Annotated in this window: 15 protein-coding genes; 4 read left to right on the top strand and 11 right to left on the bottom strand. The window is 51.0% G+C overall.

The window, feature by feature from the left end:
* Positions 1 to 20: 20 nt before the first annotated feature.
* The 4 genes from DWZ56_RS06955 to DWZ56_RS06940 form a co-directional block, all read right to left on the bottom strand.
* Positions 21 to 779 (bottom strand): MerR family transcriptional regulator, encoded by a 759-nt coding sequence (locus tag DWZ56_RS06955; protein WP_118555670.1) that lies wholly within the window; start codon positions 777 to 779, stop codon positions 21 to 23.
* A 151-nt stretch (positions 780 to 930) separates the two neighbouring features.
* Positions 931 to 1,806 carry a helix-turn-helix domain-containing protein gene (locus DWZ56_RS06950; RefSeq protein WP_118555669.1) on the bottom strand — a complete coding sequence of 292 codons (876 nt, stop codon included), beginning with the start codon at positions 1,804 to 1,806 and terminating at the stop codon, positions 931 to 933.
* Positions 1,807 to 1,974: 168 nt separating this feature from the next.
* Positions 1,975 to 2,586, bottom strand: coding sequence for an NUDIX hydrolase N-terminal domain-containing protein (locus DWZ56_RS06945; RefSeq protein WP_118555668.1), 612 nt, complete (start codon positions 2,584 to 2,586; stop codon positions 1,975 to 1,977).
* Between the two features lie 62 nt (positions 2,587 to 2,648).
* A complete protein-coding gene (locus DWZ56_RS06940) occupies positions 2,649 to 3,503 on the bottom strand; it encodes an AAA family ATPase (protein ID WP_118555667.1) in 855 nt (284 codons plus the stop codon).
* Positions 3,504 to 4,056: 553 nt separating this feature from the next.
* Here DWZ56_RS06940 and DWZ56_RS06935 point away from each other — a divergent pair.
* From DWZ56_RS06935 to DWZ56_RS06925, 3 genes are read left to right on the top strand one after another with little or no spacing between them, the layout of a single operon-like run.
* On the top strand, positions 4,057 to 4,623 hold the full coding sequence (locus DWZ56_RS06935; RefSeq protein WP_118555666.1) for an NADAR family protein: 567 nt from the start codon (positions 4,057 to 4,059) through the stop codon (positions 4,621 to 4,623).
* On the top strand, positions 4,620 to 5,567 hold the full coding sequence (locus tag DWZ56_RS06930; protein WP_118555665.1) for an NUDIX hydrolase: 948 nt from the start codon (positions 4,620 to 4,622) through the stop codon (positions 5,565 to 5,567). The genes DWZ56_RS06935 and DWZ56_RS06930 overlap by 4 nt, the downstream gene beginning before the upstream one ends.
* Before the next feature lie 23 nt (positions 5,568 to 5,590).
* Positions 5,591 to 6,460 carry a TIGR02452 family protein gene (locus tag DWZ56_RS06925; RefSeq protein ID WP_118555664.1) on the top strand — a complete coding sequence of 290 codons (870 nt, stop codon included), beginning with the start codon at positions 5,591 to 5,593 and terminating at the stop codon, positions 6,458 to 6,460.
* A 6-nt stretch (positions 6,461 to 6,466) separates the two neighbouring features.
* Here DWZ56_RS06925 and DWZ56_RS06920 read toward each other — a convergent pair whose 3' ends face one another.
* The 3 genes from DWZ56_RS06920 to DWZ56_RS06910 form a co-directional block, all read right to left on the bottom strand.
* Positions 6,467 to 7,912, bottom strand: a complete 1,446-nt coding sequence (locus DWZ56_RS06920) for a hypothetical protein (protein ID WP_147369395.1) — start codon at positions 7,910 to 7,912, stop codon at positions 6,467 to 6,469.
* 41 nt (positions 7,913 to 7,953) lie between these two features.
* Complete coding sequence (locus DWZ56_RS06915) at positions 7,954 to 8,649, bottom strand: AlkZ-related protein (RefSeq protein WP_118555916.1); 696 nt, start codon at positions 8,647 to 8,649, stop codon at positions 7,954 to 7,956.
* 69 nt (positions 8,650 to 8,718) lie between these two features.
* The gene (locus tag DWZ56_RS06910; RefSeq protein WP_118555662.1) at positions 8,719 to 9,984 is read right to left on the bottom strand and encodes a sn-glycerol-1-phosphate dehydrogenase; all 1,266 of its coding nucleotides are present in this window, start codon (positions 9,982 to 9,984) and stop codon (positions 8,719 to 8,721) included.
* 226 nt (positions 9,985 to 10,210) lie between these two features.
* Here DWZ56_RS06910 and DWZ56_RS06905 point away from each other — a divergent pair, with 226 nt between their 5' ends.
* Positions 10,211 to 10,978 (top strand): helix-turn-helix domain-containing protein, encoded by a 768-nt coding sequence (locus DWZ56_RS06905; protein WP_118555661.1) that lies wholly within the window; start codon positions 10,211 to 10,213, stop codon positions 10,976 to 10,978.
* 63 nt (positions 10,979 to 11,041) lie between these two features.
* On the opposite strand, the gene DWZ56_RS06900 is transcribed toward DWZ56_RS06905, so the two are convergent.
* The 4 genes from DWZ56_RS06900 to DWZ56_RS06885 all read right to left on the bottom strand — a co-directional run bounded on the left by DWZ56_RS06900 (position 11,042) and on the right by DWZ56_RS06885 (position 15,968).
* Positions 11,042 to 12,538: a carboxypeptidase M32 gene (locus DWZ56_RS06900; protein WP_118555660.1), complete on the bottom strand. Its 1,497-nt coding sequence runs from the start codon at positions 12,536 to 12,538 to the stop codon at positions 11,042 to 11,044.
* Between the two features lie 11 nt (positions 12,539 to 12,549).
* Complete coding sequence (locus DWZ56_RS06895; protein WP_118555659.1) at positions 12,550 to 13,002, bottom strand: NUDIX hydrolase; 453 nt, start codon at positions 13,000 to 13,002, stop codon at positions 12,550 to 12,552.
* Positions 13,003 to 13,150: 148 nt separating this feature from the next.
* Positions 13,151 to 14,659, bottom strand: coding sequence for a peptidoglycan D,D-transpeptidase FtsI family protein (locus tag DWZ56_RS06890; protein WP_243095116.1), 1,509 nt, complete (start codon positions 14,657 to 14,659; stop codon positions 13,151 to 13,153).
* Positions 14,541 to 15,968 (bottom strand): FtsW/RodA/SpoVE family cell cycle protein, encoded by a 1,428-nt coding sequence (locus tag DWZ56_RS06885; RefSeq protein ID WP_118555657.1) that lies wholly within the window; start codon positions 15,966 to 15,968, stop codon positions 14,541 to 14,543. The genes DWZ56_RS06890 and DWZ56_RS06885 overlap by 119 nt, the downstream gene beginning before the upstream one ends.
* Positions 15,969 to 15,972 lie beyond the last annotated feature (4 nt).

Genomic DNA, 15,972 nt, shown 5'->3' with positions numbered 1-15,972 from the left:
TGTATCCTCCTCACTGGCGCTCATTTCATCCAGAATTTCACAGCATCCCTAAGAAACTGGGCGCAGCCCTCCACCTCACTGTCGTAATATTTGCGGAACCGCTCATCCGCCACATACATCTCCACCAGGCCTGCATGAGTCTTCGTTGTATAGCTCTGCCAGGTAAATTCCAGCCATTCCCTGTGCATTTCGGCCAAACGGCGTCCCATCTCTCCCTGCGGGTTTTCATGGCCGGATACAGCCTGCTGCAGCCCTTTTAGAATCTCCTTTCCCAGTTTTTCAAACCGGTCGTACTCTTCTTTTGACAGATTCATCATTTTCGCATTGCTTTCCTCCACCCTGTCCTCACCGTAGAGCTCCCTGGCTTCTTCACCGTACTGTTTTTCATTGTCGTCCACCATCCGCTTTTTAAAAGCTGCAAATTTCTTCGCGTCATCCATTACTATTTCTCCTCTCATCATAGATATCGTCAGATTCACAGTTTGAATCAGGTCCGAAATATACTCCTGCTGCCTTTCAAGCTCACGCAGATGCTCTGTGAGCGCAGCCAGCACATCGAAATCCTTTTCCTGCAAGATGTCCCGTATTTTATCCAGCCCCATCCCGCGCTGTCTGTAGAACAGAATCTGCTGCAGCCTTTCCACCTCTTCCTGCCCGTAATACCGGCAGCCGGTTTCACCGGTTCGGACGGGCGCAAGCAGTCCAATCTCATCATAATAGCGCAGTGTTCTTGTACTGACTCCCGCCAGATCCGATAACTGCCGAATGCTGTATTCCATATCCAAGGACCTCCGTTTCCTGTTTCTGACACTTATACTCTATCAGTTGACGCGGCGTAAACGTCAATACTTTTTTTTAAATATTTTAGCATAGGAATGCGGAGAAAGAGATGCCGCAGCATCCCTTCCTGTCAGTGATTCTTATACTTAATTACAGCGGCTTCACAGCCAGAAGTTCGATATATCCCCGGGTACCTCTGGGCTCCAGCTGTATGCGGGGATTGGAGGTATCCCAGGCAAGCCCGATGCCGGAAGGATCATATTTTTTGATTGCTTCCTGCACTTCACAGATGGCCTCCCCATAGTCCTCTTCCTCAAAGGGTTCACCCTGGAACATCAGGTATTTCGCCGGCGGCAGATCAATGACCTCAAACCCTTCCGGCACCGCGCCGTCATAATCACAGGCAACTTCCACCCCCTGCACATATTCCGAAGTTCCCGGCCGGATCAGACTAGCCGGCAGCCAGAGACATACGGGCTCTCCGCTGATGGACCGAATGCTTGTAAGCAGCCCCCAGACGTCGCATCCCACCTCTTCGCAGTACGAAAAATACTCCGCCGCCTTCTTTCCTCTCTTTAGGATCACTTTGCGGGCAGGTCTTTCCGTCAGCTGAATAAAAACATTTTTTACCTCTTTCATCCTGTTCTCCTTTTCCTGCGTTTTGTACTTAACACCGTAAGGAGTAAACAGATACAGCGGCACCGGCCGGTTCGCATATTCCCGGGGATTGCAGCCAAATTCACGGTAAAAGGCGCGCTGATATCCGTCCACGCTTCCAAAACCCATCTCAAACGAGATATCCGTGATGCGGCAAGTTTCATCCCGAAGCTTCAGGGCTGATTTAGACAGCCGAAGTCTCCGGATATACTCGGACGGAGCCAGACCTGTCCAACGCACAAACAGGCGGTGGGAATACCACGGTGAAAATAACGCCGCCCTGGCCAGATCGGCGAGCGTGATCGTTTCCCCTATGTGTTCCCCTATATAATCCTGCATGCGCTGTACCGCTTCTATCTGATCCTGCATCCTTTTACCCCCCTCTCTCGTTTTCGGCTGTACCGAACCGTTCTGTTCCTCACAAACAGTTATGCAGCGCTTCAACGCTGGACTTAAGTATACAGGAAGCGTAAAATTATTTCTCGATCATTCTTGCTCTGCTTCTTACCGTTTCAGACCGCAGATTGTCATCTCCGGTCAGTCAAAGAACGTCACCCAGCCCGGATCGTGATATGCGTCAAAGCACATTCTGATCTGCTCCTCATTGTTCTTTTCCTCCGCCAGCTGCGGAAGCGCATTCAGCGCGAAGTAAGCGCTGTCCACCGTCTCCATATTTTTCTGAAAGCTCCCGCCCAATACCGAGCAGAGCACAAAAATCTTGCAGATCCTGTAGGCATAGACAGGGAGATTATGCTTTTCCCGGTCCTGTACGGCGATGATCCGGTCGGCGGATACCAGTAACCCCGCTTCTTCGCGGACCTCTTTTACCGTATTTTCCTTAACGGACCGGTCCACATCCACCCATCCTCCCGGCAGCGACCACATACCGTTATTTTCCTGCACCAGGAGGATCTTATCCTCTTTAAATATCGCCGCCCTGGTATCCAGCTTCGGCGTCTGATACCCCGTCTCACCGCAGAAGAGATCCTTCACTTTATCTATAGGAATCTCCGACTGCAGGCTGACCATCTCCGCAGCGATCTCCCGCACCCGTTCAAACCGCTCCCTGTCGTAGTCATCCCTGCAATAGGTCAGGGCACACTGCGCGATGCTCTGCAGCTCCACCGCCCAATCAAGCCATTTGCTCATACTTTCTCCTCCCGTACCGCCGCATGCCTGGCAGGCGGCCTGCGCTCCATCCGGTCAGCCCGTTACTCAAACTCCCCCGCATGCCTGCTGAAAAACTCATAAAACAACCGCACATTGCCAAGCTCGGTCCAGGGCTTTACATCCACCGGATTTTCATCCAGATCATAAATTTTGGCGTTTTTCATCGCTAAAAGAAACGGGGAATGGGTGGACAGGATGAACTGGCAGCCAAAAAAGCGCGCCGAATCCTCCAAAAATTTCACCAGCTCCAGCTGCCGCGCAGCGGACAGGCTGTTCTCCGGCTCGTCCAGCAGATACAGGGCATTCTCTTTGATCTTATCCACAAAATAGGCAAAGGCATTCTCCCCATTGGAACGCTCCCGCACATTATCCATCAGATTTTCCCGGACATAACGCGACTGTGTCCTGCGGCGCGACTGATTCACCTTCTTAAGCCGCTCATAGTCCTCCAGCGTTCTGAACTTAAAGTCGGAATACTTTGCATCCAGGTACTCACTGAAAATTTCTTCCCGGCGGGAATCAATGCCCTCGTTTAATGTCCTCATATCCAGCATGTAGTCAAAAACATCATCGCTGGTGATGATCCTGCTGCCCTCTGTAACCTCTTCATCCGTTTCATATCCGCACAGATCCACATATCGCTGAAAGAAGCTGGATTTGTTGTAGGGCGCCCCTCTCTCCAGCTTCAGTTTTTCGGCAATCACATTTAAAACTGTGGATTTTCCGCAGCCGTTGCCCCCGTACAGTATCGTGACCGGCTCAAAATCAATCCTCTCAAACCCGATCTTCGTCAGCACCTGAAACGGGTAATAGCTGTCATAACATCTTCTCTGTACGCTCATAAAAAAGTCAAATTCCTGCTCCGCGTCTGGAAATACAAACTGATTCAGAAACATAGGTCTGCCACCCTCTTTTTAATCGCTGCTGCATATTGTTTGAACAGGTGAAACCGGTGCATTTCAATATTTTTATTATAGCTTCCTGCAGCTGATATGACAATCCTTATTTCAAACGCTGCGGCCGATGATGCTGCTATTCGCAGTTGTCGTAAACCTACCGCGAATGACAGGGCAGAATATGGTCCTCATAGGGACACGCTCTCGCTCCGTGAAGCGCGCAGATCGTCACCAACCACCAGGTTGATGACCTGCGCGCACATCAGTGCGCTTCCTTGTGCGGGCTTCAAGGGATACCTATGAGGACCATATTCTGCCCTGTCATTCGCTGCTTTATCGGCAGCGTGCGAACAGTAACCAATGGTAAATTCATTGTTAATGTCTGCTCACATTCACTTGACATCCGCATATAATTGGTTTATCATGTTAGTAACAATATGTTATTATCATTTTATTAATATTATAAGTAGAACCACGAATACTGTAAAGAGGAAGCACACTGACGTGTGCGCAGGTCATCAGCCTCCGGCTGATGACCTGAGGAGGAACTGATATGGTTTATAATCTGAATGATCTGAAAGAAGCCTGCAGCCGCGGGGAGCATTTTAAATATATGTTTTTCTGGGGTCATACGCCGCCGGCGGACGGTCATATTAACGAGGCCTGCTTCAGCCAGTGGTGGATGTGTCCATTCAGTGTTGACGGCATAGAGTACAGCTGTGCGGAACAGTTTATGATGGCGGAGAAGGCCCGTATGTTTAAAGACACCGAGATGCTCGGACAGATCATGGAAACGCGCGTGCCAAAGGAGATGAAAGCCTACGGCCGTGCGGTCAGAAACTTTGATCCTAAAGTCTGGGATGCCTCCTGCTATGCGGCTGTCCGGAAGGGCAATATGGCTAAATTCTCCCAGAACCCTGAATTATGGGAGGTTTTAAAGGCCACGGGAAATCAGATTTTAGTGGAAGCCAGTCCAAGGGACCGCATCTGGGGAATCGGGATGGGAAAGAGCAACCCGGAAGCAGAAAATCCCTTTCAGTGGAAGGGCACCAATCTGCTCGGATTCGCCTTAACCGAGGTCAGAGACCTGTTAAGGGAACAGGAGGCGCAGCTCGTATGACAAAGTATAATGGGGACGAACCCAGGGATAAAAACGGGCTTACGGAAGCGGAATTCCTGGCACAGTATCATGCGGGCGATTATGTGCGCCCTTCCGTTGCCGCCGATATGGTGATCTTTACGGTCATGGACACTGCAAAGGAGAATTACCGCAAGCTTACGGAGAAAAAGCTGTGCCTGCTGCTGATACAGAGAGGCGGCCACCCCTTCCTTGGCAGCTGGGCGCTGCCGGGAGGATTTATACGGCCCAATGAAACGGCCATGGATGCCGCCCGCCGGGAGCTTAAGGAAGAAACGGGCCTTGCACATGTATACCTTGAGCAGCTTTACACCTTCAGTGAGCCGGACAGGGACCCCAGGACCTGGGTCATGAGCTGTTCGCACATGGCATTGGTGGACAGCACCAAGCTCTCACTGCATGCGGGCGACGATGCGGACGATGCACTGTGGTTTGAACTCTCCTGCCGGCTGCTGAACGAGCACACGGATGATCACCCGGATAAAGCGGTCAAAAGCCGCCGCATTCTCCTGGAACTGTCTCACGGGGAGATTGAGCTTAGCTGCGTCATAGAGGAAAAATGTATCCGTTCCCTGTATGATTCCGTCAGGGAATACCGCATTGTGGAAAATCATGGGCTGGCATTTGATCATGGGAAAATCATTTTTTATGCCCTGGAGAGGCTGCGCGCGCAATTGGAAACCGAGGATCTGGCACTGCATCTGATGCCGGAGGAATTTACCCTCACCCAGCTTCAGCAGGTATATGAGGTGATCTGGGACAGACCGCTTTTAAAGGCCGCGTTCCGCAGAAAAGTGGCATCTCTGGTGACGGAGACGGATTCGTACACCCAAAATGAAGGACACCGTCCTTCCAGGCTTTATCGGAGAAAATCGTCCGCTGATCTTGCGGGATGGACACCCCATCCCCCGGCGGATGCTAAATAACTATGGAAATTGGAGACACAATGATGGATAGAAAAGCGATTGCAAGACAGACTTTGGAAATACTGAAGCAGGGAAAATATACGTATCAGGATACTGCGGTGACGATCCGCGAAGCACATCTTTATTCGGTTGAGCACAGCAGGCTGTTCACACCTAAACAGGGAGAGCAGCTGCTTCATGAATACGCAGGAAAACATACCGGTGACCGCGGCACCTCTACATGCGAAACGGCAGCCGGACACTCTGACGCATGCCGGCAGGAAGTAAAAAACATCTCCACCGTGGATGCCGTTTTAGAGCTGTCCGCAGAAGGAGCGGCACATACCGGAGTCTTAAACTTTGCCAGCGCCAAAAATCCCGGCGGCGGCTTTCTAAACGGAGCCATGGCACAGGAAGAAAGCCTGGCGGCTTCCGGCGGGCTGTATAAGACCCTGACCGTCCACGAAGAATATTACAGAGCCAACCGCGGCACATCCTCCATGATCTACACCGATCATGCCATCTACTCACCCGAGGTGGTTTTCTTTCGGGACGGAAGTTTCCGCCTCCTGGAAACGCCGGTCACTGCTTCCGTGCTCACTCTTCCTGCAGTGAATATGGGGCAGGTAATTTTAAAAGGTGAAGATATAGGGATGGCCAGAATAGCTATGAGGAGGCGAATGGAACTGGCCCTGGCGCTCTTTGCGGATAACGGAGCCAAAAACCTGGTGCTGGGCGCCTATGGCTGCGGTGTATTCCGCAATGATCCTGTTCAGGTTGCAGCCTGGTGGAAAGAGCTCCTGGAGAGCGGATACGGTACCTATTTTGATCATATTGTATATGCGGTGCTGGATCACTCGGCCAGACAGGAATGCATCCTGGCCTTTGAGGAAGCATTTCCCTATCCGGCCTGATATTGCCTATTTGTGAAGATCGACCAGCCTTATGCCAAACACCCCGCTTCGCTGGCAGACCCGGAGTGCTGCATCCGACTGCGCCAGCTCGTAGATCTCATCCGAGACCTTTAATTCCAGGACTTTCCCGTCATCCAGCATCACCGATACATGATAATGCGTGCTGCCATCCTCTTCGCCAACCCGGCTGCCCATGATCTGCGCCTCATAATGTTCGGCCGGGCCGCTGAAAGCCAGATCGATACTGTATGCCAGAGAATAGCAAAGGCTTATGGCGCATACGCACAATACAGCTATATTGCCGGCCCGTCTCATAACGCCGGGCATCCTCAAGAGACAGCTGATCACAAGCACGGCAGCGATCAGCACGCTGAAGCCGAACATCTTCCAGCCGTCCGCCACCGCAAACAGCGATTCTGATGCGGTCATAAAAAACAGCAGAACCAGCCAAACCAGGATCAGATAAGCGGACGGAACCGCAGCGTGATTCCTCTTAAAGGCCTCCGACGCATATCTGGGCATTCCGCTCCAGATCAGCACCTGTGGAAACAGCAGATAATAAAAAAACATCAGCAGAGGAAGCCCTGCAAACAGTAACAGCATGTATTTTAAAGCCATGAACCTCACAAGCAGAGTGACAGACATCACACAGCCTGCCGCAATGACAGCAAGCAGCGCCCAGGCTCCCAGCCGTATGCCTTTGACATGCCGGTGTTCCGCTGTATCCATTTCGTTGGCACCGAAAGCGGAGCATACCCCGCCGCCTTCCTCCGGTCTGACGGCAAGCTCCACATTCCAGTCAAGGAGATGCTCCAAAAGCTCCTGCGAATGTTTCATATTGCCTTCAAAACTAAACAGCCTTTTTCCGCGGCTATCTGTCAGGCGCACGGAACCGGTGGGCAGCCATAGCCGCATCCTGCCGATCTGGCTGTAATGATAGGATCGCAGACGGCCTGTAAAGTCCGAATAGGTGATATTCCCATTTTCATCGAAAGCAATGCGCCGGTGGCGGTAATCCAACAGCATCCAGCAGGAAAAAAACAGCAATGCCATGCCGAATACGCCAAAACCGTAGCAGCTCTCCGTTTTATCCAGAATCGCCATACAGGAAGCTGCAAACAGCAGGCATTCACCGGCTGCCGTAAAGATACACCCCAGCATAAGCGGCACCTTCGTCTCTTTAACCAGGACCTCCCCCTGCCGCTCCTCTTTTAACACCGGGCGTCTCCAGATCACGAGCGTGATGATCCCGGTAATAAGCGCCGCCGCATTCAAAATGATTCCATGGTAAGCCACCGACTGCTCATCCGCGACACATACGCAAAAGGAGCCAAACATCATCAGCACAGCCAGCAGTACAATTAAGATCCCTGTGACCGGTCCGGCGATCTCCCGCTTTTTGGCCGTATCTGACAGACCCATAGTGATTCTGTTCATTGAAGATCTGTTCATAAAAAGATCCGTTCCTTCCCCAGGCATACCGCCCGTATGCATCAGCCATAGATAAATTTCCGGATCATGCGTTTATCCGCATCCGGGTTCAGCTTAAGCACCTGCTTCGTGATCCTCTCTTCCGCCTCCTGTTTCGATATGCGCTGCGCCCTCTGGAGTATGTCTTCCCCCCAGAAGTGCTCCGGCGTGCAGAATACTGAGGATTCCCATCCATAGGGCTGGCCCTGCCGGTTTGTCTTCTTTGCATAGCCGCAGATCGTGATATACATCCGCATCTGCAGCTCCACAACCGCCTTTTCAAAGCGCCCCTTATCTTCCTTTCCAAATCCGCCGATCCGTTTGATTTCGTGGCAGGCCGATTCTTTACAGTCACAGACGATCTGATAGATTTCTTTGGATGTACGGCTTAAACTTCCGTTCTCATACGCTTCCTCAAAGCACTCTCCGCCCTGCCTAACAGCCAGGAAATACGGATACCACTCTTTTGTGATATAGCCGCTGGTATTAAAAAACACTTTGGAATACGCGATATCCTCTCTTTCCTTCAATACCCTCATGCGCCATTGCCACGGATCAGTTTCGGGATCACCCGTATGCCATTTTACCGGTGTATTCAGAAATTCCTGCTCCTCCCAGCTAAAGGGGATAGCCGCATAGATTCCGTGCGGATTTCCTCCGCCCATAGAAAACCCGTTTTTCAGCAGTTCCTCGCAAAACTCATCATAATTATGTATCATATTTTCTCCGCTTTCCTGCATATCCGGCCATGGGGCCGATGTTGACTGTGTCCGCTGCCTGAAACTGGCTCACTCCATCTTCAGCATCTTGCCAAGTCTCATGCCTGTCAGCCTGCTGCGCACGTAAGGTGACAGCGTGAGTGTGAGCTGCCTTAAAGCCGGATCCACACCGGCCCCCTCCATATCGGTCACACATCCGGCCTTTGTCAGCATGTGTTTTACCTCCTGACTGGAGGGCAGCTCTGCCCATATTCCGGCAATCTCCGGCAATACCCGTTTCAGCCGGTCCGCATCCACTTCAAGCAGCGGGTCCGGCGTATTCTCTTTCAGTATTCCGTCTAAAAGCCCCTTTTCTCCAAACGTGCTCCTAAGCAGCTCAAGCTCCGGTCCGGCATATCCCTTAACCCCGCAGTGTCCGGACTGTATGGCATCCTTCATCCTCTCATACTCCTTAAGGCACATAATCAGCCCCGCTGAAACCTTTTCACCGTGATAGGCGTCGGTATGGGGATTGATCACTTCCATCTCCCAGAGATGGGACACATGATGTTCCGCTCCGGATGCGGGTCTGGAGTTTCCCGCCATCTGCATGGCCAGCCCGGACAAAAGAAGCGCATACATCAGTTTCTCACAGGCTTCCGGCTTACCGTCCTTTATGTCCGGCAGGCACTCCCGCACCGCTTCCACCGCCCGGTACTCCAGCCCGCAGATCTGCTCGCAGAAATACTCACCGGTCACAAGATGCGATACCTTCCAGTCCGCCAGTGCGGTATACTTTCCCATCAGATCCGATATTCCGGATGCAGTGAGGCGGTAAGGCGCTGCAGCAAAGACCGAAGTATCCGCCAGTACGGCGATGGGAGCCACCGCCGGAAAGGTGATCTTTAATCCGTTCCATGTCATAGCGGCCACTGTGGAAACAAATCCGTCCACACTGGCCGCTGTGGGAATGGATACAAAGGGAATGCCGCACTCTCCGGCCAGATAGCGGCTCACATCATGCACAGTGCCGGACCCCACCGCAAGAATCAGATCCGTATCCCCGCTCATCTGTGACTTCACCGCGAAAACTGCGCGGTTATCCGCATGCAGCCCTTCCGGCGGCAGGCAGATGCAGTCCGCCTTTATCAGCTCCAACACTTTCCTGCCGGCGGCCTCATAGGTATTGCGGTCGCAGATCACCAACGGACATCCGTATGGCTCAAGCAATCCGTCCCGAAACAGATCCGGAAGGCGCAGGATCGCCCCTGCCTCAATGGATATCTCCTTTACATCCAGCCGGTGCTCCCGCCCGCAGGCGCAGGGCCCGGTAAAAGACTGCAGATCGATTTTCATAATTCTCCGTTCTCCTTATTTTTATATCACTTATAAACCGCCTTTTGGCACACATCGCATAGATATTTATTATAACACATTTAAGTAATCCGGGATTGATAATTTTTTAAGTCTTGATGAAGTATAAACACGCAGTAAATCTATGCATTCTTTTTTCGTACAGTGACAAACTGATGCTGCGCATGTTATACTTAAACCAGCCCGTAACAAACATGGAGGCACGATCATGTATCAGATAAACTACTGCGATTATAACGCCTGCAACCGTGACTGCGATATGATTTACCGTCCCGGAGGAAGCGGCGATTATCTGTTTCTGATTCTTTTGACACCCATGAAATTCTACCTGGAGAAGGAAATAACCATCACCAGGCCCATGGCCTGTATGCTCTATTCTCCCGGCGTACCGCAGCACTACCAGTCTGTCCGGAAGTTTAAGAACAGTTATATTCATTTTTCCGCCCCTCCGGGGTTTCTTAAAGAATACGGTCTGATCACCGATAGCATCTGCTACCCGCAGAAATGCGATGAACTCAATCAGATCGTGCGTAAAATCCATACGGAATACCTGTCTAAGGACCTCTATTACCGGGAAAAAATGAATGCCTACATGGACGAACTCTTCATCACGCTAGCCCGAAACCTGCGCACGGAACACGGGCTCCCCGACACCGCGCCGCTTCTCTACCAGGATTTCCAAAGAGCACGGCTGCGCATTCTCTCTTCCTGCGAACAGCAATGGGATGCAGCTGCCATGGCGGCCCTGGTCAATTTAAGCAAAAGCCAGTTCTATCACTACTATACGATGTTTTTTCATACTACGCCCAAAGCCGAGCTGATCAATGCCCGGATCGATAAAGCCAAATACCTGCTGAGCAACGAAGCGCTGCAGATTCAGCAGGTAGCGGAATTATCCGGGTTTCAGAACCTGTCCCACTTCACCCGGTGTTTCAAAAAGCTGTGCGGCTGCAGTCCCAGCCGATGGGGAAAATAAACAGCCCTGCGAAAAACCCGTTTCTGATATCCGGGTTTTTCGCAGGGCTGTAAAAAGGAATCCCTATAAATCATAAATCCTCGTAAATTTATCTTTCAGATACTGTATATAATACTCTGCGGTGAAATCTTCGCCGGTCGTATCTTTCAGGAGTTCTCTGGATTTTTTCACCATTCCATAGCGGTGGATGTTTTCGCCAAGATACTTCACAATCGGGCTGATATCACCGGACCGTAATACCGCATCCACATCCAGTTTCTTTTTCATATGCTCATAGATCTGTGCGGCAAACGCATTGCCCAGCGCATAGGACGGAAAGTAGCCGAACATCCCCTGAGCCCAGTGCACATCCTGCAGGACGCCTTCTGTTTCATTCTTTGGACGAACACCCAGATATTCCTCGTATTTATCCGCCCAAAGCTTCGGAAGTTCGGACAGATCTATATCTTCCTCCATGATCTGCTTTTCCAGCTCATACCGGATCAGAATATGCAGAGAATAGGTGAGTTCATCGGCTTCTGTCCGGATCAGATCCGGCTGCACCTTATTGATCGCCTTAATAAAATCCTCCAGAGGCACTTCTTTTAACTGCTTCGGGAAAAAGGAAACCAGTTTTTCATAGATCGGTTCCCAGAAAGCCTCGCTGCGGCCGATCACGTTTTCCATAAATCTGGACTGTGATTCGTGCATGCCCATGCTGGCCCCGGTGCCCACCGGCGTCTGGGTCAGTTCATCCGCCACCCCGAATTCATAGAGCGCATGGCCCCCTTCATGTATGGTGGAAAAAATGGCGCTCTCCGGCATATTCTCATAATAATGTGTGGTGATGCGCACATCATGGTTATGCAGGTTTGTGGTGAACGGATGCTCGCTTTCCGCCATCACACCGCGGTCGAAATCAAACCCGATGTATTCGGCCAGAAAACGGTTGAACTCCTTCTGCTTATTTATATCATAATTCTGATGCAGGAAACTGTCATCGATTTCGGAATTCTTCTCCACCACCTTTTTAAGCAGCGGAACAATCTCTTCCTTCAGCCGGCTGAAAAATTCATCCAAAAGCTCCACAGAAAAGCCTTCTTCATACTCATCTAACAGCACGTCATACAGTTTCTGTCCGTCCTTTGCCTTATATCCAGCAAACTTTTTGTTGTAGCTGATTATTTTCTCCAGCGTGGGAGAAAAGGAGGCATAATCATCCTCCCTCTTGGCTTTCTGCCAAATCTGGGCGGCTACCGCCTGCAATTCAGCATATTCTCGGTATTCATCCGGAGGAATCTTCTCCATATCCTCCAGAGTTTTCCACAGATTTCGGACAATCGCTTTCTCATTGACAGAAAGGCTGTCATCACCTTTCAGCTTCACCAACAGTTCTTTCAGCAGCGGATCCGTGTTCGCCTTAAACTGTTCGGAAGACAGCTCACCCACCACACGGCTGGTATACTCCGATGAATCCTTTGGTGCGCAGGTTTCGCTGTCCCAGCTGAATAAGGTTAATGCGCTGGAGTACGCGTTGATTTTGTCTAGATGCGGTTTTAACTGCTCAAATAATTCGCTCATGGTTCCCTCACTCAAAAATATTTTTTGTTTCCCCACAGGTTTTGCTTTTTCAGCTCCAGATACTCGTTATATGCCTTCTCCAGTATCTGCTTCTCATTGGAAAATTTCAGCAGGTGATAGGCTTCGTAAAATTTGTAATACCCGGAATCGATAAAATACTCTTCCCGCTGGGGCTTGCTGTAATAGCTGTCCGCCATCATCAGATACCAGTGCACCTCTTTTTCAATCATATCTCCGGGTATGGTGAAGGAATACTGGCTTTTCCCCACATACTTAATGATCGAGGCCTCCACTCCTGTCTCTTCCTTCACTTCTCTAAGAGCGGTCTGCTTAAATTCCTCGCCCTTTTCTACTGTACCCTTCGGCAGCACCCAGCCTTCATATTTGTTCTTATAATTCTTGTAAAGGACCAATATTTTCCCACGAAATATTACCACACCGCCACAGCTTATTGCTTCGCTCATTGCAATCCCTCCTGTTTTGCGGTTGGACAGAGAATGTTTCCGGTTTACCTGGAAACATCCTCACTCTTTCTCTGAAAAGTATATCTCTTATCTGCAATTGTTGTCAACCCATGAATAAGAATCCCCCTCAAGGGATTCTCAGGCAGCCTCATCGGGACAGATATGCATCGAAAATCTTCTTTGCAATAGGACCGGCGTTGGTGCCGCCGGCACCGGTCTCTTCCAATACGATGCTGATGGCCAGCTTCGGATCGTCCGCCGGGGCGAAGGCCACAAACCACGCATGGGTTTCCTTTCCGGATTCAAACTGTGCAGAGCCGGTTTTGGCCGCCGCCTGGTAATCCTTGGATTTTACGGATTTCCCGGTTCCTTCCGAAACCACGCCGACCATAAAATCCTTAAGCAGCGCCGCCTCATCCCCTGTCATCACCCGGTGCGATCCCTCGGATGCAAACGACTGCACCTTCTGCCCATTAGCATTCTCAATACGTTCAATAATATACGGCTCCTTCATTTCGCCGCCATTGGCAATTGCTGCCACAATCATCGCCGCATGCAGCGGGGTGATCTGAGTATTGCCCTGTCCGAAAGCAGTCTGCAGCACTTCCCATTTATCCGCGTCCGCCGTCAGATTAAAACGGCTCCTTCCGCTTGCCAGGGCGAAGGGCATCTTCTGGTTAAATAAAAGCGTATCGCATAGATGCGTAAAGCTCTCGTTATTCAGCATAAGCCCGATCGTTGCAAAGGCACCGTTACAGGATTTTTCCACCGCCTTTTTCAAATCCACGGTGCCGTGAGCGGTGCCGCCCGAACAGCGTATGGAGTAATCCTCCACCGCAAGCACTCCGGGGCAGGTATAGGTAAAATCCTGCCAGCTGTCCGGATACTCCCGGATAAACTCCAGGGCTGTCACCAGCTTGAAAATGGATCCGGGCGGATACAGCCCCTGTGAAGCCCTGTTCACCAGGCTGGAATTGTCCGTATCCTCTATGATACTGTCATAATCCTCTTTGATTGTGTTGGGATTGTAGTCTGGTTTAGACACCATGGCCAGGATTCTGCCGGTCGCAGGCTCCATCACCACCACGGCTCCGTTGCGGTCCCCCATGCCCTCATAGGCGATCTTCTGCAGTTCCAGATCCAGAGTGGTCACCACATTGTCCCCCGGATTTTTTTTATCGCGAAGCTGGTTATAAACCTGTTCCAGCGGATTCATATGAGAGGTGAGCAGATAAAAATTCGCAAGGGACTCTATGCCGGTTTTACCCCTGGTGGAATATCCCACCGTATGGGCAAACATGCTTCCGTAAGGATAATATCTGCTTTCGCTCCCATCCTGCGCCACATTGGTCATGGCGAGAATATCGCCGCTGCCGCTTAGGATCTCTCCTCTCACCACACGGTCGGAGAAGCGGTCCAGACGGGCGTTGTATGAGTTATTGATCACATTCTGGCTTTCCACCCCTATAAACCAGCAGAAATAGCCGATCAGCCCGACGAAAAGCGCTATGATCAGATAGGTAACTGTCAGAATTTCTTTATTTTCTTTTCTGTTTTCGGCCTTCCTTTTTGCTTCCCTCAGCTTTTTGGCTGACTGTTTCCCGGAGGACGGCTGCCTTTTTGGGGCCTGCTGCATCTCGTTCCTGCTCTTTTTCAAGTTTTTGGTCCTCATCCATTTTCATGATATATAATCCCTGCATGATTCCGAATAGTATAAAGGTGCCGAGCACCGAACTCCCCCCGTAGCTCACAAAGGGCAGCGTCAGCCCGGTGGAGGGAATCAGCCGGATCACGCCGGCCACATTGAGAAAAATCTGGATGGAAAAGATGGAGGCAAGCCCTAAAGCGATGACCTTATAATACCGGTTTTCCATCCAGGTGGAAATCAGAAAGAACTGCAGGATACAGCTTAAATAAATCAGCAGCAGAGCGATGGCTGCCACCGCTCCCATCTCCTCCGATATCGCGGCGAACACAAAATCTTTCAGCGCTACCGGAATCTGATAAGGCATGCCCTGATAGATTCCCATACCGAACCAGCCGCCCGTTCCAATGGCAAAGAGCGACTGCGCCAGCTGCCATCCACGGTTTGTGATATCCGACCAGGGATCGAGCCACACCGATACCCGGACGCGCACATGATCGAATAAATAGTATGCGCCAATGGCCGCTCCGGTGCCCACAGCCGTGCCGCTTAGCAGATACCACCAGTTCCTGGTGGCCACAAACAGCATGAAAAGAAACGGTACAAACAGCGTCAGCGCCGTTCCCAGATCCTTAGACAGAACCAGAAGCAGCACATGCACAGCCGCCAGCGCTGTGGTGAGCACGGTCCACAGAAAAGTGGTCCGTTTCCGGAACATCCCGGCTATAAAGAACACAAAGGTGATCTTGACGAATTCCGCCGGCTGCAGCGAAAAGCTGTCCGTGCCCAGCGAAAGCTTTGCACCGTATTCCACGCGCCCGATCGTGCAGACCAGGAATAACAGCAGGATGCCGATGCCGCCGTAGATCCAGGTGCCTTTGCAGATCTTCTTCCAGTACCGGATGATGTAGGGCACCAAAAGCGTTACCGCTGCCGCCGCCAGCGCTATGATCATCTGTTTAAATGCCTTCGTATAGGACAGCCTGGTCTGTATGATGAAGCCGATCGTAAGCAGCATACATGCATTCGTCACCAGCTGGCGGCTGGCATTTTTATAGATCGCCCGGTACAGCAGGATATATGCCGCGAAAAAAACCAGCTGTATCGCGTACATCACCAGTATCTTGCTGTCCTCTGTTTTCAGAAACAAAATCAGATATCCAAGGAAATGCACGCAAAAAAGAAAAAAGTTCTGCATTCCCACCATGTGACGGCGGCCCGCATCCGTCTTCTTCCGATAGTAAAAATACTGGAAGAAGACATAGCCGACCATCAATATCATCAGCAGGTATTTGGATAATTCCACAATCAGGTTGGTCATCTTG

It is taken from the genome of Lachnotalea sp. AF33-28 (assembly GCF_003477885.1).
In the GTDB taxonomy this organism is placed as follows: domain Bacteria; phylum Bacillota; class Clostridia; order Lachnospirales; family Lachnospiraceae; genus AF33-28.
Note: the sequence above shows the minus strand (reverse complement) of the source record. Positions and strands in the feature narration are given on the sequence as shown.

What these genes read in the sequence shown, in the direction of transcription:
- DWZ56_RS06955 (WP_118555670.1), bottom strand. Translation starts at nt 779, where the DNA reads ATGGAATACAGCATTCGGCAGTTATCGGATCTGGCGGGAGTCAGTACA.
- DWZ56_RS06950 (WP_118555669.1), bottom strand. Translation starts at nt 1,806, where the DNA reads ATGCAGGATCAGATAGAAGCGGTACAGCGCATGCAGGATTATATAGGG.
- DWZ56_RS06945 (WP_118555668.1), bottom strand. Translation starts at nt 2,586, where the DNA reads ATGAGCAAATGGCTTGATTGGGCGGTGGAGCTGCAGAGCATCGCGCAG.
- DWZ56_RS06940 (WP_118555667.1), bottom strand. Translation starts at nt 3,503, where the DNA reads ATGTTTCTGAATCAGTTTGTATTTCCAGACGCGGAGCAGGAATTTGAC.
- DWZ56_RS06935 (WP_118555666.1), top strand. Translation starts at nt 4,057, where the DNA reads ATGGTTTATAATCTGAATGATCTGAAAGAAGCCTGCAGCCGCGGGGAG.
- DWZ56_RS06930 (WP_118555665.1), top strand. Translation starts at nt 4,620, where the DNA reads ATGACAAAGTATAATGGGGACGAACCCAGGGATAAAAACGGGCTTACG.
- DWZ56_RS06925 (WP_118555664.1), top strand. Translation starts at nt 5,591, where the DNA reads ATGGATAGAAAAGCGATTGCAAGACAGACTTTGGAAATACTGAAGCAG.
- DWZ56_RS06920 (WP_147369395.1), bottom strand. Translation starts at nt 7,912, where the DNA reads ATGAACAGATCTTCAATGAACAGAATCACTATGGGTCTGTCAGATACG.
- DWZ56_RS06915 (WP_118555916.1), bottom strand. Translation starts at nt 8,649, where the DNA reads ATGATACATAATTATGATGAGTTTTGCGAGGAACTGCTGAAAAACGGG.
- DWZ56_RS06910 (WP_118555662.1), bottom strand. Translation starts at nt 9,984, where the DNA reads ATGAAAATCGATCTGCAGTCTTTTACCGGGCCCTGCGCCTGCGGGCGG.
- DWZ56_RS06905 (WP_118555661.1), top strand. Translation starts at nt 10,211, where the DNA reads ATGTATCAGATAAACTACTGCGATTATAACGCCTGCAACCGTGACTGC.
- DWZ56_RS06900 (WP_118555660.1), bottom strand. Translation starts at nt 12,538, where the DNA reads ATGAGCGAATTATTTGAGCAGTTAAAACCGCATCTAGACAAAATCAAC.
- DWZ56_RS06895 (WP_118555659.1), bottom strand. Translation starts at nt 13,002, where the DNA reads ATGAGCGAAGCAATAAGCTGTGGCGGTGTGGTAATATTTCGTGGGAAA.
- DWZ56_RS06885 (WP_118555657.1), bottom strand. Translation starts at nt 15,968, where the DNA reads ATGACCAACCTGATTGTGGAATTATCCAAATACCTGCTGATGATATTG.